Here is an 18,539-nt window from a genome sequence, read left to right as displayed (position 1 = left end):
CAGCTCCTGTGCCGACTATGCTGTGTCACCCGACGCGGCTTGCCGGTGATCGAAGAAAGACCTCGAGCTCTCCAAGTGGCAGCGGCTTGCTGATCAGGTAACCCTGGATTTGATCGCAATGGTTTTCACGCAGAAACGCCAGTTGCTCGGGTGTTTCCACACCTTCGGCGATAACCTTCAGGTCGAGGCTGTGAGCCAGTTCAATGATGGCTCTGGCAATGGCCGCGTCCTGTGGGTTGCTGGTCACTTCGCGAATGAATGCGATATCGATTTTAAGCTTGTCGATAGGGAATCGGCGCAAGTAGGCCAGACTTGAATAGCCGGTGCCGAAATCGTCGATGGAAATACTCACGCCATTGGCGCGTAGCGCACCCAGGGTAGCGATGGTGTGAGAGGTGTTTTCCATCAACGAGCTTTCCGTCAGTTCGACCTCCAGCCACTGCGGCGCAACCTTGTGTTTCTCAAGTGCCTGACGAATGTCGGCCACCAGACTGCTGCTGGAAATCTGCTGCCCGGAGATGTTGACTGCCACCTGAAAAGAGCCCAGCCCGGAACGTTGCCAGCGCGCAATCTGCGCGCAAACGCTGTCGACGACCCAGTTGCCGACTTCACCGATCAACCCCAGACTTTCCAGCACCGGAACGAATACGGCGGGCGAAATGCCTGACTGACCAGGGCGCGGCCAGCGCAGCAAGGCTTCAAGCCCGCATACCTGGTTTTCAGCCAGGTTGAGTTTAGGCTGGTAGACAATCTCGAACGCCTGTTTTTGCACGGCGTCACGCAAGGCCGCTTCGAGGTCCAGGCGTGCCGAGACGTCAGCGTTCATCTGCGCGGTATAGAACCGATAGGTGTCCGGGCCTATTTTTTTAGCACTGTTCATTGCGGTGTAGGCGTGTTTGATCAGCTCGCGAGAGTCTTCGCCGTCCTCCGGATAAAGTGCGATGCCGATACTGGCGGTCATGACGATACTCTGGCCTTCCAACTGAAAAGGCACGCGCAATGCGTTGCGAATGCGGTCCAGTGTCTGGCGGGTATCGGCCTGGCCGTCACGAAGCATCAGAATCAGTGCAAACTGATCGCCATCCACACGGCCAAGGGTGTCGCTGGCGTTGAGGCACTCCGACAGGCGGTGGCTGACTTCCAGCAGCACCTCGTCGCCCAGTACATGCCCCCAGGTTTCGTTGATGTTCTTGAAGCCATCCAGATTCACCGTCAGTGCCGCCAGCTTCCAGCGGCTGATGGCCGCCTGGGTCACGCCCATTTGCAGGCTGGTAAAAAACAGGTCCCGATTGGGCAGGCCGGTCAGTGCGTCGTAGTGGGCCATGGTCAGCAGGCGCTGATCGCTTTCCTTGCGCCGGGTGATGTCGCGGACGATGCCGACGATGACCCAGTCCTCGCCGGTACGATAGGCCTGGCGATGGATCTCTACCTCGACATCGCGTCCGCTCTTGTCGCGAATCTGGGTTTCCAGTGGTTCGCTGGGGCCTTTGCCGGCGATGATCTGGTCGTACACGACCTCAAGCTGCTCCATGGACGTTTCGCCCAGTTCGGCAGGCGTCTTGTGTGAAAGCTCCTCGGCGGTGTAGCCGAGCAATTGGCAGGCGCGGCGGTTGAATTCGATCAGGCTCATGGTGTTGCGGTTGATCAGGAAAATCGCGTCTTCGGAAGCGTCCATCACCGTGCGAAAGCGCTCGAGATCAATGGTGCGCTGCTGCAACTGGTCTTCGAGGATCAGGCTGTGGTTTTTCAGGTAGTCGCCAAACGCCTTGAGGCGCAGCAGGTTACGCACACGTAACCATAGCTCGGCGCTGTCCACCGGTTTGTTGAGGTATTCCTCGGCACCGGCTTCCAGCCCTGACAAACGCGCACTTTGCTCGTCGAGTGCCGAGAGCATGATGATCGGTATATTGGCGGTGCTCTTGCTGGCCTTGAGCTGACTGGCGACTTCGTAACCGTCCATGCCCGGCATCATGATGTCCAGCAGGATCAGGTCAGGCGCTTGTAGTTCGACCATGGCCAGCCCCAGCTCGCCCGATTCCGCAGTCAGCGTCCGATAACCCTGATTCTGCAGCAGAACCTCCAGCAGGTCCCGGACATGGACATCGTCATCGATAATCAGGATGGTTGCGGCGCTCTGGGTCATATCGAATGCTCAGGTAATTGGCTGTTGAGGCAGTTTTTTTTCCAGCAGGGTGTCAATAACCCGGTACAGCTCCTTGTAGCGCAATGGTTTGATGATGTAAGCGTTGCAGCCCGCCAGACGGATCTTTTCCTTGTCTTCCTTCATGGCCATTGCGGTCAAGGCGACCACCGGGATCGCGGCTGTGCCGGCGTCTTTCTTCAACAGCGCGGTGGCACTCAGGCCGTCCATTTCCGGCAGGTGAATATCCATCAGAATCAGGTCGGGCTGACGCTCACGGGCCAGTTTCAGGCCTGTTTCAGCATCGACTGCCGACAGTACGCTGTGACCGGCGCTGGTCAATAACAGCTTCGTCAGGCGCATATTCGCCGCATTGTCTTCAATGATCAGGATCTGGGCCATCGTGCCTCCTCGCATTCAGGCGGGCGGATGGGCAGCCAGACCACAAAGCGTGCGCCGAGGTCCTTGACGCTTGCGACCGCGACGCAGCCGCCATGCAGTTCGGTCAGCTGCTTGACCATCGCCAGGCCCAGTCCGGTGCCCTCGAATTTGCGTGCCAGACCACTGTCGATCTGACTGAAGGCTTTGAACAGTTTGTTCATATCGCTTTGGGCGATACCGATTCCTGTGTCGCTTACGCTCAGTTCCAGAAACTGCTCGTAGTCACCGGAAGGCAATGGAAACGTGTGTGCTGGCCAGTCACCCTCGATGACGCCTGTCCGGGCAAATGACACTTGGCGCACTGCCAGCGTCACCCAGCCGCCGGGTTCGCTGAATTTCACTGCGTTGGCCAGCAAATTGTAGACAATCTGCTTGGTCTTGCGCCGATCCAGCTCAAGCAGACCGAAGTCGGCTTCGGTTTCCAGTTTCAACTGGATGCGTTGCAGGGCGGCTTGCTCGCGAACGATCAGCAGGCTGTTGCTCAGCAATTCGTCCAGATCGACCGGTTCAAGCTCCAGCGTCATCATTCCGGCTTCGACCTTGGACAGGTCGAGAATGTCGTTAATCAGCGAGAGCAGATGCTGGCCGCTGTTGAAGATATCGCCGATGTACCGTCGCTGGGCATCGGTCATGTTGCCGACCATACCGTCCTTGAGCGCCTCGGAAAAACCGATGACGGCGTTCAGCGGTGTGCGCAACTCGTGGGACATGGTGGCAAGGAACTCGGACTTCATATGGCTGGCGTGTTCCAGCTCGACGTTTTTTTCTTCCAGCGTGCGTTCGAAGCGCTTGCGCTCGGTCACGTCCCGGGCGGCAGCGAAGACACCCTTGAGCTTGCGGTCCCGGTCATGAAAAGTCGCAGCGTTGTAGGACACCACGGTTTCGGTGCCGTCGTAGGCACGCACGGTGAGTTCGTAGTCGCTGACCTTATGTTCGCTGAGCACGCGTTTGATCGCGGCATCTGCACTCGCCGGGTCTGTGAAGAAGTTTTTGCAGGGCGCGCCGATCAACTCATCACGGGTGCGCGCGGTCAGCGCCATCATCTGCTTGTTGACGTCGGAAATGATGCCTTGCGGGTCGGTCATCATCAGCGCGTCGATGTTCGATTCGATCAGCGAGCGGGTGTAGAACTGCTGGTCACGCAACCGCTGGTCCAGTAGAGCCTGGGCTTCCTCTTCCTGCTTGCGCGCGGTGTTGTCGATGCCGATCAGTAGATAACCAATGATGGTTTCGGCGCTGTCTCGCAGTGAAGTGACCGACACCATGGCCGACAAGCGGCTGCCGTCCTTGCGGATGTAGGTCAATTCGTAGATGTCTTCGATGCCACGCGAAGCCTTGAATACCAGTGCCTCAAAGCCCGGCGTGATGGGCGTGTTCAGTTCATGGCTGAGCGCTGCCGCGCGGATGATCAGCTCGGCGGGGTCGGAGATATCTGCCGGCGTGATTTTGTCGACCACATCTTCGGAGTGGTAACCGAGCATGCGTTCGGCACCCACGTTGAATATCTGGATGACGCCGTGTTCGTCGGTCGCGATGCTGGAGAAGTAGGCGCTGTTGAAAATCGCGTCCTGCAGCGCGCCGGTTTTGAGCAGGATTTTCTGACGGCGAGATTCGACGATTTTTTCAGCACGAGACTGAGAGTCGGCAAGCGGGCGGTCTGCTGGCGGGGTTGACATATCACTTCCCGGTACTACCTGACCTTTCTGCCATTACGGCCGTAATCACACTTACGGACATCCACTCAAATGGATGATAAGAGGTTTGTGGACCATACCAGATCAGTATCGGCAGATTAGTTATTAAATGAATCTTTTCGGAATATATTTTCGATAAATGGCGTCAATAGATTAGCGCTTGCCCGGTATTCCATATTTTCGCAGTCGATGAGCGATGGCGGTGTGCGATGTATGCAGACGCGCGGCCAACTGACGGGTAGATGGGTAGTCTGCGTAGAGTTTTTCCAGCAGATTTCTTTCAAATGCCTCGACGGCATGTTCGAGGCTGTCCACGGGGCTGTCGTGCGGATGCGCAACTGCAGTGCCTGCGATATCCAGATCGCCTATATCCACTTGAGTGTGTTCGCAGATGGCGGCAGCACGGAAAATCACGTTCTGCAATTGACGAACATTGCCCGGCCAGCGATTGCCCAGCAGAGCAGGGTAGGTGCCGTGCGCAAGCCTGCACACTGGACGCTGAATCTGCGCGCAGGCCTGTTCCATGAAGTAGCGGGCCAGCAGCAGAATGTCCTGCCCGCGTTCGCGCAGCGGCGGTACCTCGAGATTGAGGACGTTGAGGCGGTAGAAAAGGTCTTCACGGAAAGTGCCTTCGCTGACCATTTTTTCCAGATCGCGGTGGGTAGCGCTGAGGATACGCACATTGACCCTGACCTCCCGGTCTCCACCGACACGCCGGAAGCTGCCATCGTTGAGAAAGCGCAGCAGTTTGGCTTGCAGATAAGGCGACATTTCGCCGATTTCATCAAGAAACACGGTGCCCTGATTGGCCAGTTCCATCAGCCCCGGCTTGCCACCGCGCTGGGCACCGGTGAAGGCGCCCGGGGCATAACCGAACAGTTCGCTTTCAGCCAGGTTTTCCGGCAGCGCCGCGCAGTTCAGTGCCAGGAATGGCTCGCCGTGACGCGCGCTGCTGGCGTGGCAAGCCCGCGCTACCAGTTCTTTACCGGTGCCGGTCTCACCTTGAATCAGCAACGGTGCATCCAGCGCCGCCACACGTTGCGCGCGCGCCTTGAGGGTGCGGATTGCGGCTGACTCGCCGAGCAGCGAATCGAAACCTTCGGCGTGATCGTGATGCAGCGCCGACAGGCGCTCACCGATACGGCTGGGCAGGTACAGGGTAATCAGCGCACCCGCCTCGGTGATCGGGGTGGCATCCAGCAACAGCGCTTCACCGTTGAGGGTGATTTCGCGCAGTGGCAGTCGAAAGCTGTTTTCCAGCAATGCTGCTTGCAGACCGGGGTCGGCGAACAGTTCAGCAATGGGTTCGCCCGCAGGTTCCCGGCCGATCAGTGCGATCAACGCGGGATTGGCCAGCAGCACATGCCCGGCGCTGTCCAGTGCCAGTACCGGGTCGGTCATGGCGGCGAGCAGCGCGTCCAGTTGCAGATGGCGGCGCTGACCCGGCAGGATGTCGACCACAGTGATTGCTTCTACCCCACGAACCCGAAACAGCGCGTCCTTGAGTTCTTCGAGCATCTGGTGGCTGAGGGTCGGCGCGTCGATATAGACATTGGGCGGTACCATCTCCACGGCATCCAGATTCAGATTGCGTCCACCCAGGATCGCCAGCACTTCCTGGGTGATACCGACGCGGTCGATGAAGCTGACATGGATGCGCATGAGGCGTTGACGGTTCGCGGATTAGAAGGCGGCAAGTATGCCTTGTAGCGGCAGGTTTGGTGAAATCCGGTGGTGGGCATGAGCACGATAGTGTTCTCCCGGGCAACTATCGTTCCTCACGCTCCAGCGTGGGAATGCCCTTCTTGACGCTCTGCGTCATGGATTTACGCCACGCTGTTTATTCAGGAGAGGACGCAGAGCGTCCGGAACGGCATGCCCACGCGGAGCATGGGCACGAGAGTGTTCTCCGGACCTCGTGCTCCCGTTGCCAAGAGGAGCCTGGCGCTTACTCCAGATGCTCCGGCTTGACCGGGTCGCCTGATTTGGCGTGGAGTTTGTCGCGAATGTCCGCGAACATTCGGTCGTAGTCCTTGTGCTGGGCGATGGGCAGTGCGGCCGAGTTGGGCAAGCCGTGTCTGATCGCGATGCGACTGGCGTCATGGGCGAAGTTGAAGGCGAGGTCACGGGGCAGTTGGAACTGCTCTTCGAACGGCTTGCCGTTGATTTCGCCCTGCATGGTGAAGTGCATGGACGTGCCTTGCTTGGGATCTTCCTCCACGTTGTAGCGCAAGTGGATGTCGTAGCTGATATCCGACGGTTGAAGCGCCACGTGGGTGAGGTGCAGATGGCCTGGCTCGTACATGAAGTGACTCCATCAAGTGTTGAGTGTGTTCAGTCTGACACTCCTCGCGACCGGACGGTTCAGCCTCGTGCAGGGTGCCGCTCGCATCATGCCTGCGCTCAACGATCGATCTTGTCCGGTTCCGGCCTCGACCATATCCACAGATTACCCAGCGCCATACCGGTAAGAGCCAGATAAAGCCACCAGGCGTGGCCGATCAGGCTCAGCATCACCACGGCGCAGACCAGCATGCTGATGGTGGCGCTGATCTTGGCCTTGCGGGCGACCAGTCTGCCGTTGCGCCAGTTGTGCAGAATCGGGCCGAACACACGATGGTTTTCCAGCCAGGCATTCAGACGCGGCGAGCTGCGTGTCGCCGCCCAGGCCGCCAGCAGAATGAACTCGGTGGTCGGCAAGCCGGGAATGAAGATCGCGACAATGCCGATGCCGAGGGCGACATAGGCGAGGATGCCGTATAAAAGGCGCGAGAGTTTTGAGCCGGGTGGTTTGTACGTCATGGTCTCTACAGGCAGGTTCGGGGAGCCCGGCCAGCTTAACAGCACCGGGCGCTTTTTCATGCCTGTGCCATGTCTGCAACCGGGGCATCGGCGTAGGCGTGTTGCAGCAGGACATTGAAACGCTCGAATGCGGCAATGGCGCCTCGATCAAGTGCTGCTTCCTGCTCGGCGGTCAGCGACAGCTCGTCAAGCGTCCTGACAAAGGTCTTCCAGCCTGCTGCGCGGCCTCCGGCAGGCTCGCTCAGATGCCGGGCACCAAAGCTGTGGCTCAGGTTCAAGGCTTCAGCACGTTTGATCAGGAATGCAGCACCCAGCTTGGAACCTTCGGAAACAAATAGCCAGCCGAGCGCTTCTGCGGTGCTCGGCGTTTGTACTGCGCCAGCCACCGGCAGGGGAAGATCCATGTTCAGGTCGGCAAGATCCGCCCCGGCCTGTTCTGCGCGGCAGCGGGCCGGCAGGTCGTTGATGATCGCCCCTAGCGCAGGCTCGTTGTACAGGCTTTGCAGTTCCGTCTGAAAAAGGTATTGAGCAACCACGAAGCGAGCGTAGCTGGCCAAGGTTTCAAACGGCGCATGTGCCTTGACCGCCTTGTCGAGCTGTTCGTGCGGCGCGTGGGTAATCTGATTCAGGCGTTGCGAACGCAGAGTCGGTCGGTTCTGATCAAGGGTCATCGAGTTCTTCCTTGCTGAAAAAGGGGGCTTGTTGAATAGACGAATAGCTGCACCCGAAAGCGTAAAAAAGCCTGCCGCCGATGTGCTCGGCGACGGGCTTTACGCTACTTTCGGGTTCATATGTCCCACACCACGTTGACGCTGAAGTTGCGTCCCGGTTGGGTCAGGCGATCCAGATTAGCGGGCGCCGTCACACCAGCTTCGCCCACGCCGTCGTAGCCGCGCACATCATCCCAGCGCCAGTATTTCTTGTCGGTCAGGTTGTACAGACCCGCATTGACGGTCACATCGTTGCTGACCTAGTAGTAGCCGCTCAGGTCCAGAATGCCGTAGCCCGGGGTCTTGAATTGACTGGAGGTGCCGTCCGGCGTGTGGAAATTGCTGTCATCCACGCGATTCTTGCGCTTGACCAGCGTCCAGCTCAGCAGGCCGCCGTAGTCATTCTGGTCATAGCCCAGGCCGATCACACCGGTCAGCGGGTTGACGCTGTTGATTGGCTCGCCTGTATCGTTGTTGCGGCCCTGCACGTAGGCAACCGATGCCTGGCTGTAGAGACCGTTTGGCGCACCGATGCTGTCGAGATTGATGCGCCCTTTGAATTCCGCGCCCTTCATGGTTGCGTGCTTGATGTTGTTGGACTGGAACGTGAGTTCGCTGTAACCGGGGGTGATGGCGTCCTCGTTGATGAAGTCACGGTATTTGTTGTAGAACACCGCGATGTCGAACGAGCCCGCTTCGAAGCGACCGCGTAAACCGGTTTCATAGCTTTTGCTGGTTTCCGGCTCCAGGTTCGGATTGGGCTCAACCACGTAGCCTGCCGTCGGGTTTTCGAAGCGTCCATAAAGTGACTTGGCCGACGGTGTGCGGAAACCTTCGGCATACTGGCCGTACCAGGTGTAGGCGTCGCTGAATGCATAAGTCACACCGAACTTGGGCGACAAGCGATGCCATGTCCGCGTTTCGTCGTTGCCCTGACCTGGGTCGGCCAGGCTGACCGACCTGAGAAATTCTGGCGTGAACTTCGGGTCGAGTGTGGTGTGGTCATAACGCACGCCGGGCATGAAGGTCCAGTCGTTCCAACTGATCTGATCCTGGGCGAACAGCGCATAGCTGGTGATGGTCGGGTCCGGGAAATCGCTCGTCGCGGCCAGACGGTCGCTCGGGCTGTCTGCACCGACCACGCGGCAGGAGCCGAATACGCGTGCACAGGTCCCGCTGCCGCTGCGCAGCCCGGTGACTTTCTGCTGCTTTACCGTCGTACCGTAGGTCAGCACATGGTCCGTGCTGGCGATAGAGAATGCCTTGTCCAGTTGGGCATCGAATACCCACTGCTTTTCCTGATAGTGCGTGTCGCGATCACGAATGACATCTCGGGAAAACGGAAAGTACCGCTCCCGGGTGTTTTGATCAGTCTTTGCGGTCTGGTAATTCAGGCTCCACTTGAGGTTGTCGACCAGCAGGCTATCGACGGCGAAGCTGTTTTCGACCCCGAAGCGCTCGCGGGTGATGGTGTCGTTACCCTCGCGCGATTGATACATGCCCAGCCCGCTGCCGTTGGTGAACGGCCCGCCTACTGCGCTTTTCAGGTTGCTGTCGCGGTCGTCCTTGTACTTTTCGTAGGCCAGAGCCAGACGCGAACCGTCGGTATAATTCCAGCCCAGCTTGGCCAGCACGTTGGTGCTGCGCGCATCCTCAGGGTTGGCTTCGGTGCGGCTCAGGCCTGTGCCACCTGTTTCGCCATAGGATTCGGTCTCATGACCATTGCGCTGGCTCACGTGCAGCAAGCCGTCAAACTCGCCCTGACGGCCTGCGACAGTGGCCGAGTTCAACCAGCTTTCGTCTGCCGAGCTGTAACCGGTCTTGAGGCGTGCGCCGACATCCTTGCCGGGCTTGATGATGTCATCCGGGTCCAGCGTGTAATAACTGACCACCCCACCAATTGCGCTGCTGCCGTACAGGGCCGAGGCCGGACCGCGGAGGATTTCCACGCGCTTGACGATCTCCGGGTCGACATAGTTGCGATGGGTCTGCGCATAAGGACCGGTGAAAAAGCTGTCGGGGACTTCCACGCCATCGACCTGAGTCAGTATCCGGTTGCCGTCAATGCCGCGGATGTTATAGCCGGTTGTGCCTGCGCGCTGGCCTGCGCCGCCCACCGAAACCCCCGGCTCGTAGCGCACCAGATCACGGATGGTGTTGACGTTGCTGCGGTCCAGTTCTTCACGGGAATGCACGCTGACGGTGCTTGGTACCGTGGCGACATCCTGTGCCTGACGCGTGGCGCTGACGGTGATCTGATCGAGGGCCATGACGCCGACGGTTGCGGTGCGCCTTTCCAGCACTACATTGTTGTTACCCAGATTGCGATAGCTCAGCGAGCTGCCGGCCAGCAGGGTGTCCAGCGCCTGCGCAGGTCTCAGGTTGCCGCGGGCACCCTGGGAGGTGACGTTTTGCGCGAGATCCGATGACACGCCCACCTGCCAGCCGGTGATGCGGCTGAATTCATTGAGTGCCGACACCAGCGATTGCTGGCCAATCGAGAAGTTGTAGGTGCCTGCCGAACGTGCCGCCTGGGTGCTTTCACTGGCAGCACTGGCGTTGACCGTCTGTAGACTGGCGCCCAGCACTGCAAGTGTCAGCAGAGATAGCGTGAGCCGTACGCATGGTTGGGCGGCAGGCGTGAACGTGGATGACATCGGTAGCGCTCCCTGGGGTGTTGCTCGTTATAGTGTTTACAAACCGTTTCAAAATGAGAATCAGTTGCATTGGCTATAGCTAGACGAACGGGCAGTCGCTATCGAGTAAAAAAACTTTTCTTCAGTTGAGAATCACCAGCGCGGGCATTTCGTGAAGGCTTGCCGAGGTGATCTGTGCCAGCGACCGCACCACGTCGAGCGGGTTGTCCAGGCGATAGTTTCCGGTCACCGCCACACGATCCAGTTGCGGGTTGGTGTTGATGATCCAGCCGGGATAGTAACGACGCAGCTCGGTCAGCACTTCGCTCAGCGGACGGTTGTCGAAGATCAGTCGACCCTGCACCCAAGCGAAATCCCTGACCGGGTCAAGCTTTTCACGATGCCCGAAGCCAGCAGGCCCCACGCGAACGCTTTCTCCGGCCCCCAGGCTGACGCTGGAGTCGCCGCGTGTGGCACGCACGTCGACAGCGCCGCGCTGCACTTTTACCTGGGCAACGCCGTTCAGATAACGCACGGAAAATTCGGTGCTGTTGGCACTCATGCGCACCGGTCCGGCTTCGATTTCCAGTGGCACGCCCGCTCTGGAACTGACATCGAAGAATGCTTCGCCTTGCAGCATGCGAGCAGAGCGCCGCTGTTCACCTACCTGACTGGAGAACGCCGAGTCGGTGTTGAGCAGCACTTTCGAGCCGTCTGCCAGTTCCAGGCGCTGGCGCTCACCCACTATCGTCAGGTGATCGGCCTGAAGGCGCAGCGGCAGATTGCTGAAACTGAACAGCCCCAACAGCAACACCGCTGCAGTGGCGAGAGGTTTCCATTGCGCACGGACACGTTGCCACGCCGATGGCTTGCGGGGTTGCGCGATGCTTTCGGCGGCGTGCTGAACCGGCTGTGAATTCCAGAGTGTCCGGGCCTTATCGAAGGCGCGTGCGTGTTCCGGATCGGCGTTCAGCCATTCCTGAAAACGGGCAAGCCGGGTGGCGTCTGCGCCTTCCAGTTCGACCAGCCAGGTCAGTGCCTGATCCATTGCAGCATTGCTCAACACGTCCTGCGCAATCGCGTGCGGGCGTTCGGTTCTCGGGGCCACAGTGTTCCTCGGCAATCCTGAAACTGTATCGATAAGAGTCTGGCAGCGTGCGGCAGGGTTCAGGGCGGGTCAAGTCTTGAGAGGACGCCTACGCAGATGGCCATGATCAGTTTCAGTTCTTTCTGGACAGTACTGGCGGAGACCTGAAGCTGCTCGGCGATTTCCAGATAACTGCGGCCATCGAGGCGGCTGAGGGTAAAGATTTTCTGCTGACGCGGGCTCAACGTACTCAGGCTGGCACTCAGGTTTTCAAGCAGGCGCTTGGCATGCGCAGCGTCCTCAGGCGAGCCCATCTGGGCTACGACGCTTTCGAGTTGGGCGGGTGAGACATCTTCGAGCATGGTCCGGCCATGAATACGCCGCGCACGCAAATGATCCAGCGCCAGGTTGCGGGCGGTCTGAAAGACGAAGGGTTCAAGGTGGTCGACGGGGTGTTCGGTCAATGCACGGCTGACGCGCAGCCAGGTTTCCTGAAGCAGGTCTTCGGCAGCGTTTTGGTTGCCGACCATGCGTTGCAGGGTGCGTAGCAGAACCGGGCGCTGGGCCAGAAAGACATCGTTGAAGCGTGACTGCGACACAGAGAGGCCCGACCAGAGATGTGAGCAAATGATAATGCTTCTCATCTTTTGGTCGGGTCAAGCCTGCATCTGTAAATAATTATCTTACGCTGCTGCCCACTGCGACGCTGAATTTACTCGGCGTTGTGCAGCGCCAGGCAGTTGTCGAGCATGCGATTGGAGAACGCCCATTCGTTGTCGTACCACGACAGTACCTTGAGCAACTTGCCACTGACCTTGGTGTGATTGGCGTCGAAAATCGACGACAACGGGTTGTGATTGAAGTCGTGGGAAACCAGCGGCAGGGCGTTGTAGCCCAGCACCTTGGAATGCTGGCTGGCTTCTTTCAGCAGCGCGTTGACTTCATCGACTGTGGTTTCGCGCTTCAGGGTCACGGTCAGGTCGACCAGCGAAACGTTGATGACCGGTACGCGTACCGCCATGCCGGTGAGTTTGCCTGCCAGCTCCGGCAGTACCAGGCCCACTGCTTCGGCAGCGCCGGTCTTACTCGGGATCATCGACTGCGTCGCCGAGCGGGCGCGGTACGGATCGGTGTGATAGACATCGATCAGGTTCTGGTCGTTGGTGTAGGCATGGATGGTGGTCATCAGGCCATTTTCGATCCCCAGTTCACGGTGCAGTACCTGGGCGACCGGGGCCAGGCAATTGGTGGTGCAGGATGCACTGGAGATGATCTGGTGCGACTGACGCAGCGTGTCGTGGTTGACACCATAGACGATGGTGGCATCGGCACCGCTGGCCGGGGCGGAGATAATGACCTTGCGGGCACCGGCAGTAAGGTGCGCTGCGGCCTTGTCACGGCTGGTGAACAGGCCGGTGCACTCGAACACTACATCAATGTCCTGCGCCTTCCACGGCAGCTCGGCCGGATTGCGAATGGCACTGACCGAAATACGGTCACCATTGACGGTCAGGCTATCCTTGTCGCACTCGACCGTGCCGCTGAAAGGGCCGTGTACGGTGTCGAAGCGCAGCAGGTGTGCGTTCATTTCGCTGTCGCCAAGATCGTTGATGGCGACGACCTGCAGGTCCTGGCGGTAGCCTTGGGTATACAGTGCGCGTAGGACGTTGCGGCCGATGCGGCCAAAACCGTTGATTGCGATACGAAGAGTCATACAGCCGTCCTTCTGAATTTGTTGTTGGAATTACAAGATTATTCTCATAGAAATAGAAAACAAGCCTTTTTAGTGGCAATATTTTGTTTTATCTACAACTACAAGCCTGAAAGGCCCTCCCGGTTGATCGAGATCAGGGTTCTGCTCCCCGCCCGTCACTGCTCGAAAACCGGAACCGTCTTTACGGGTGACCTTAGACGTTAGCCTGGAGTTCATCACATGCATCCCCGCGTCCTTGAAGTAACCGAGCGACTCATCGCCCGCAGTCGCGATACCCGTCAGCGCTACCTTCAATTGATTCGCGGCGCAGCGAGCGATGGCCCGATGCGCGGCAAGCTTCAATGTGCCAACTTTGCTCACGGCGTCGCTGCCTGCGGGCCAGAAGACAAGCAAAGCCTGCGTCTGATGAACGCCGCCAACGTGGCAATCGTCTCCTCCTACAACGAGATGCTCTCGGCGCATCAACCCTACGAACACTTTCCTGCCCAGATCAAACAGGCTTTACGTGACATTGGTTCGGTCGGTCAGTTTGCCGGCGGCGTGCCTGCCATGTGCGATGGCGTGACCCAGGGTGAACCGGGTATGGAGCTGGCCATTGCCAGTCGCGAAGTGATTGCCATGTCCACGGCAGTTGCTTTGTCACACAATATGTTCGACGCCGCGATGATGCTGGGTATCTGCGACAAGATCGTCCCTGGCTTGATGATGGGCGCACTGCGTTTTGGTCATCTGCCGACCATCTTCGTGCCGGGCGGACCGATGGTTTCAGGTATCTCCAACAAGGAAAAAGCCGACGTACGGCAGCGTTACGCGGAAGGCAAGGCCAGCCGTGAAGAGTTGCTCGACTCGGAAATGAAGTCCTATCACGGTCCGGGAACCTGCACCTTCTACGGTACCGCCAACACCAATCAGTTATTGATGGAAGTCATGGGCATGCACCTTCCCGGTGCCTCGTTCGTCAATCCCTACACACCACTGCGCGATGCACTGACCGCCGAAGCAGCTCGCCAGGTGACGCGTCTGACCATGCAAAGCGGCAGCTTCATGCCGATCGGCGAAATCGTCGACGAGCGCTCGCTGGTCAACTCCATCGTTGCCCTGCACGCCACTGGCGGCTCGACCAACCACACGCTGCACATGCCGGCGATTGCCCAGGCCGCGGGCATTCAACTGACCTGGCAGGACATGGCCGACCTGTCGGAAGTGGTGCCAACCCTGAGTCACGTCTACCCCAACGGCAAAGCCGATATCAACCACTTCCAGGCGGCTGGCGGCATGTCGTTCCTGATCCGTGAGTTGCTGGCTGCCGGTTTGTTGCACGAAAACGTCAATACCGTGGCCGGTTACGGCTTGAGCCGCTACACCAAAGAGCCATTCCTGGAGGATGGCAAGCTGGTCTGGCGCGAAGGACCGCTTGAAAGCCTTGATGAAAACATTTTGCGTCCGGTCGCCCGTCCGTTCTCGCCGGAAGGTGGTCTGCGGGTCATGGAGGGCAACCTGGGCCGTGGTGTGATGAAAGTCTCCGCAGTGGCCCCGGAGCATCAGATCGTCGAAGCGCCAGCCAAGGTCTTTCAGGATCAGAAGGAGCTGGCCGATGCGTTCAAGGCCGGTGAACTGGAGTGCGATTTCGTCGCCGTGATGCGCTTCCAGGGGCCGCGCTGCAACGGCATGCCCGAGTTGCACAAGATGACGCCGTTTCTGGGTGTTCTGCAGGACCGTGGTTTCAAGGTGGCGCTGGTCACCGACGGACGCATGTCGGGCGCGTCGGGCAAGATCCCGGCGGCCATTCATGTCTGCCCTGAAGCGTTTGATGGTGGCCCGTTGGCACTGGTGCGCGATGGTGATGTGATCCGTGTGGATGGCGTAAAAGGCACGTTACAAGTTCTGGTCGAAGCGTCAGAATTGGCCGCCAGAGAACCGGCTATCAACCAGATCGACAACAGTGTCGGCTGTGGCCGCGAGCTCTTTGGATTCATGCGCATGGCCTTCAGCTCCGCAGAGCAGGGTGCCAGCGCCTTTACTTCTAGTCTGGAGACGCTCAAGTGAAGTTGGCCCTGGTCGGTGATATAGGCGGTACCAATGCACGTTTTGCCATTTGGGAAGACGACACGCTGCATTCTGTCCGGGTATTCCCGACCATTGACTATGCCGGCCCGGAAAAGGCCATCGAAGTCTATCTGCAGGACCTTGAATTGCAGCGCGGTGATATCAGCCACGTATGCCTTGCCGTGGCCGGACCGGTGGATGGCGATTTTTTCCAGTTCACCAACAGCCACTGGCAGTTGAGCCGTGAGGCATTTTGCGCCGACCTGAAAGTCGATCACCTGCTGCTGATCAACGACTTCACCGCCATGGCGCTGGGCATGACCCGGCTCAAGGAAGATGAATACCTGACGGTTTGCCCTGGCGCTGGCAAGCCTGATCGGCCGCGTGTGGTGGTCGGGCCGGGTACCGGGCTGGGCATCGGTACGCTGATCAAGCTTGACGGCAGTCGCTGGCTGGCGCTGCCGGGCGAGGGCGGGCATGCTGACCTGCCAATCGGCACCGCACGCGAGGCCCTGTTATGGACACGCCTGATGGCTGAGCATGAGCATGTCAGCGCTGAAGTGGTACTCAGTGGCGCGGGCTTGCTGTTGCTCTATCAGGTCAGTTGCGCCCTGGACGATATCGAGCCAGTGCTCAAGTCGCCTGCGGCTGTCACCTCGGCAGCGCTGGCGGGCGACCCGGTAGCCGCAGCCGTGCTGGAGCAGTTCTGTGTGTTTCTCGGCAGGGTGGTGGGCAACAATGTGCTGACCCTGGGCAGCCTGGGCGGCGTGTACATTGTTGGCGGCGTGGTGCCGCGCTTCACTGAGTTCTTCATCAACAGCGGTTTCAAGCGCGCCATGGCCGAGAAGGGCGTGATGAGCGACTATTTCAAGAACCTGCCGGTCTGGCTGGTGACCGCCGAGTACCCTGGCCTGATGGGCTCAGGCGTCGCTCTGCAACAGGCCTTCGGTTCGCAGATCTGAGCAGCATCCCATAACAACAAAGATTCACCGTCAAACAAGGACGCCTCAATTTGAGTTCAGTCAGTAAATCGATCCTGCTGGTGGATGACGATCAGGAGATTCGCGAGTTGCTTGACACCTACCTGAGTCGTGCCGGTTTTCAGGTGCGCACGGTGGGTGATGGCGCTGATTTTCGCCGCGCCTTCAACGAAGAACCCAGTGATTTGCTGATCCTTGATGTGATGCTGCCCCATGAAGACGGTTTCAGTCTGTGCAAATGGATCCGTCAGCATCCGCGCCAGCCGCATGTGCCGATCATCATGTTGACCGCCAGTTCGGACGAAGCCGATCGGGTCATCGGCCTGGAATTGGGCGCTGATGATTATCTGGGCAAGCCGTTCAGCCCGCGTGAGCTGCAAGCGCGTATCAAGGCACTGTTGAGGCGCGCACAGTTCGGTCAGGAGCGTCCTGGCGGCGATGTCATTCTGTTCGACGAATGGCGGCTGGACATGGTCAGTCACAGGTTGTTTCACAATGACGGCGAAGAAGTGATTCTGTCCGGTGCCGACTTTGCGCTGCTCAAGCTGTTTCTCGACAACCCCCAGCAGATTCTCGACCGCGACACTATCGGCAATGCCACACGCGGGCGTGAGCTGATGCCGCTGGAGCGGATCGTCGACATGGCGGTCAGTCGGCTGCGTCAGCGTCTCCGCGATACTGGCAAGTCGCCGCGCCTGATCCGTACCATTCGCGGCAGTGGTTATCTGCTGGCCGCGAACGTCAACTCGCAAGCGGGCAACGGCTATTAACTCGCCGGTGGCAGGAGCGAAAAGAACCGGCCTGCCACTGCCGCGCTCATTGCTGGGGCGCATGCTGCTGTTGACGTTACTGGCGGTTCTGCTGGCTCAGACACTGTCCAGTGTGATCTGGCTGTCACAGTTGCGCGCCACACAGACCGAAGGGCTGGTGACCAGCGCGCGCAGCCTCGCTTACTCGATGGCCGCCAGTGTCAGTTACTTTCGCTCATTGCCGCTGGCCTACCGGCCCATGGTGCTGGATCAACTGCGCAGTATGGGCGGCACCCGTTTCGTCGTCTCGCTCAACGATCACCCGTTGGATATGCAGATCATGCAGCCCACGCCTCGCAAACAGGCGGTGCTGGACGTGGTGGGCGAGGTATTGCGCCAGCGTCTGGGCAATGGGCCGGACATCACCGTGTGGTTTGCGCGGCCTGATGAACTGCGCATTTTCAACAGCGGCCTGAAGCTCGATGAACTGCCGCGTTCCTGGGCGCATTACGCGCTGACACTTGAACCGGTGAACCCGCCGGTGCTGGTCACGCAAATCGAAATGGCGCCCGGTGAATGGTTCTACATTGCCTCTCTGCTGCCTGAGCCATACACCTCGCTGGAGGAGCAGGAGCTGCCCCTTCAGCAGGTTTCATTCATCGTCCTGACCAGCATGTTTTTGCTGTTGTTCATCGGTTTGCTGGTGCATTGGCAGAGCCGGCCGCTCAAACGCCTGGCGCGGGCCGCACGGGACATGTCACTGGGCGCGGACGTCGAGCCGGTGGTCGAGGGCGGCGGCAGCGAGGTGATCGAGGTCAGCCGTGCGTTCAACGCCATGCGCACCCGTATCAGCCGCTACCTGACCGAACGGGGTCAGTTGTTCAGTGCCATCTCGCATGATCTGCGCACGCCCATCACCCGGCTGCGGTTGCGTGTCGAGCTGCTGGAAGATGAGCACCTGCAGCGTAAATTCAGTCGCGATCTGGACGAGCTGGAATTGCTGGTCAAAGGCGCGCTGCAGTGCGTCAAGGACACCGATATTCATGAAAACATCGAGCCGGTGGACCTCAATGCACTGCTTGATTGCCTGGTCGAGCCCTGGCTGCTTGCTGACGGCAATGGGCGGGTCACGCAGCAAGGCGAGGCTCAGGCTGCCTATCCCGGCAAGCCGTTGGCGCTGCGGCGCTGTATGGGCAACCTGATCGACAATGCCCTTAAATATGGCCATCGCGCTCATCTGAAAGTCGAGGATAACGCCACGGCTTTCGTCCTGCATGTGGATGACGAAGGGCCTGGTGTGCCCGAACAACGTCTCGAACACGTTTTCGAACCGCATTTCCGTCTGGCAGGCAATCAGCAGCAGGGCTACGGTCTGGGCCTGGGTATCGCGCGCAACATTGCCCACAGTCACGGTGGCGAAGTCAGCCTGCAGAACCTGCGTGAGGGTGGGTTGCGGGTAACGTTGTACCTGCCGAGAACTGCGGAATGACGCGCTGCACAGTGGCTTTTAGCTAGCGATTGCACCGGGAGTTCAATTGTC

Annotated in this window: 14 protein-coding genes and 1 pseudogene; 4 read left to right on the top strand and 11 right to left on the bottom strand. The window is 59.2% G+C overall.

The window, feature by feature from the left end; all coding sequences use genetic code 11:
- Positions 1–25: 25 nt before the first annotated feature.
- From AC4ANE_RS22150 to gap, 11 genes and pseudogenes are all read right to left on the bottom strand, one after another.
- The gene (locus AC4ANE_RS22150) at positions 26–2,143 is read right to left on the bottom strand and encodes a putative bifunctional diguanylate cyclase/phosphodiesterase (RefSeq protein WP_002552303.1); all 2,118 of its coding nucleotides are present in this window, start codon (positions 2,141–2,143) and stop codon (positions 26–28) included.
- Between the two features lie 9 nt (positions 2,144–2,152).
- Positions 2,153–2,542 (bottom strand): response regulator, encoded by a 390-nt coding sequence (locus AC4ANE_RS22145; protein ID WP_002552304.1) that lies wholly within the window; start codon positions 2,540–2,542, stop codon positions 2,153–2,155.
- Positions 2,527–4,257, bottom strand: coding sequence for a PAS domain-containing sensor histidine kinase (locus tag AC4ANE_RS22140; protein WP_031595943.1), 1,731 nt, complete (start codon positions 4,255–4,257; stop codon positions 2,527–2,529). Before AC4ANE_RS22140 ends, AC4ANE_RS22145 begins: the two co-directional genes overlap by 16 nt.
- Positions 4,258–4,428: 171 nt before the next feature.
- Positions 4,429–5,937, bottom strand: coding sequence for a sigma-54-dependent transcriptional regulator (locus tag AC4ANE_RS22135; protein WP_002552306.1), 1,509 nt, complete (start codon positions 5,935–5,937; stop codon positions 4,429–4,431).
- 286 nt (positions 5,938–6,223) lie between these two features.
- Complete coding sequence (locus AC4ANE_RS22130; protein ID WP_002552307.1) at positions 6,224–6,580, bottom strand: DUF5064 family protein; 357 nt, start codon at positions 6,578–6,580, stop codon at positions 6,224–6,226.
- A 98-nt stretch (positions 6,581–6,678) separates the two neighbouring features.
- A complete protein-coding gene (locus AC4ANE_RS22125) occupies positions 6,679–7,137 on the bottom strand; it encodes a YbaN family protein (RefSeq protein ID WP_002552308.1) in 459 nt (152 codons plus the stop codon).
- Positions 7,134–7,748, bottom strand: a complete 615-nt coding sequence (locus AC4ANE_RS22120) for a biliverdin-producing heme oxygenase (protein WP_002552309.1) — start codon at positions 7,746–7,748, stop codon at positions 7,134–7,136. The genes AC4ANE_RS22125 and AC4ANE_RS22120 overlap by 4 nt, the downstream gene beginning before the upstream one ends.
- A 116-nt stretch (positions 7,749–7,864) precedes the next feature.
- A pseudogene (locus AC4ANE_RS22115) lies at positions 7,865–10,444 on the bottom strand (TonB-dependent receptor).
- Positions 10,445–10,565: 121 nt separating this feature from the next.
- Positions 10,566–11,531: a FecR family protein gene (locus tag AC4ANE_RS22110; protein ID WP_002552312.1), complete on the bottom strand. Its 966-nt coding sequence runs from the start codon at positions 11,529–11,531 to the stop codon at positions 10,566–10,568.
- Positions 11,532–11,590: 59 nt separating this feature from the next.
- Positions 11,591–12,109 (bottom strand): RNA polymerase sigma factor, encoded by a 519-nt coding sequence (locus tag AC4ANE_RS22105; RefSeq protein ID WP_002552313.1) that lies wholly within the window; start codon positions 12,107–12,109, stop codon positions 11,591–11,593.
- Between the two features lie 113 nt (positions 12,110–12,222).
- A complete protein-coding gene (gene gap, locus AC4ANE_RS22100; RefSeq protein ID WP_002552314.1) occupies positions 12,223–13,224 on the bottom strand; it encodes a type I glyceraldehyde-3-phosphate dehydrogenase in 1,002 nt (333 codons plus the stop codon).
- A gap of 219 nt (positions 13,225–13,443) precedes the next feature.
- Between gap and edd the strand changes: the two genes are divergently transcribed.
- The 4 genes from edd to AC4ANE_RS22080 all read left to right on the top strand — a co-directional run bounded on the left by edd (position 13,444) and on the right by AC4ANE_RS22080 (position 18,488).
- A complete protein-coding gene (edd, locus tag AC4ANE_RS22095; RefSeq protein WP_002552315.1) occupies positions 13,444–15,270 on the top strand; it encodes a phosphogluconate dehydratase in 1,827 nt (608 codons plus the stop codon).
- Positions 15,267–16,232: a glucokinase gene (locus tag AC4ANE_RS22090; RefSeq protein WP_002552316.1), complete on the top strand. Its 966-nt coding sequence runs from the start codon at positions 15,267–15,269 to the stop codon at positions 16,230–16,232. The genes edd and AC4ANE_RS22090 overlap by 4 nt, the downstream gene beginning before the upstream one ends.
- Before the next feature lie 50 nt (positions 16,233–16,282).
- Positions 16,283–17,020: a response regulator gene (locus tag AC4ANE_RS22085; RefSeq protein ID WP_002552317.1), complete on the top strand. Its 738-nt coding sequence runs from the start codon at positions 16,283–16,285 to the stop codon at positions 17,018–17,020.
- Positions 17,021–17,081: 61 nt separating this feature from the next.
- Complete coding sequence (locus AC4ANE_RS22080; protein ID WP_002552318.1) at positions 17,082–18,488, top strand: ATP-binding protein; 1,407 nt, start codon at positions 17,082–17,084, stop codon at positions 18,486–18,488.
- Positions 18,489–18,539 lie beyond the last annotated feature (51 nt).

It is taken from the genome of Pseudomonas sp. Pme6b (genome assembly GCF_058129925.1).
The sequence above is the reverse complement of the archived record's forward strand: the minus strand, read 5'-3'. Positions and strand labels throughout refer to the sequence as shown.

Coding starts and splice junctions, on each gene's coding strand:
- AC4ANE_RS22120 (WP_002552309.1), bottom strand. CDS start 7,748: ATGACCCTTGATCAGAACCGACCGACTCTGCGTTCGCAACGCCTGAAT.
- AC4ANE_RS22125 (WP_002552308.1), bottom strand. CDS start 7,137: ATGAAAAAGCGCCCGGTGCTGTTAAGCTGGCCGGGCTCCCCGAACCTG.
- gap (WP_002552314.1), bottom strand. CDS start 13,224: ATGACTCTTCGTATCGCAATCAACGGTTTTGGCCGCATCGGCCGCAAC.
- edd (WP_002552315.1), top strand. CDS start 13,444: ATGCATCCCCGCGTCCTTGAAGTAACCGAGCGACTCATCGCCCGCAGT.
- AC4ANE_RS22140 (WP_031595943.1), bottom strand. CDS start 4,257: ATGTCAACCCCGCCAGCAGACCGCCCGCTTGCCGACTCTCAGTCTCGT.
- AC4ANE_RS22150 (WP_002552303.1), bottom strand. CDS start 2,143: ATGACCCAGAGCGCCGCAACCATCCTGATTATCGATGACGATGTCCAT.
- AC4ANE_RS22145 (WP_002552304.1), bottom strand. CDS start 2,542: ATGGCCCAGATCCTGATCATTGAAGACAATGCGGCGAATATGCGCCTG.
- AC4ANE_RS22130 (WP_002552307.1), bottom strand. CDS start 6,580: ATGTACGAGCCAGGCCATCTGCACCTCACCCACGTGGCGCTTCAACCG.
- AC4ANE_RS22135 (WP_002552306.1), bottom strand. CDS start 5,937: ATGCGCATCCATGTCAGCTTCATCGACCGCGTCGGTATCACCCAGGAA.
- AC4ANE_RS22080 (WP_002552318.1), top strand. CDS start 17,082: ATGCTGCTGTTGACGTTACTGGCGGTTCTGCTGGCTCAGACACTGTCC.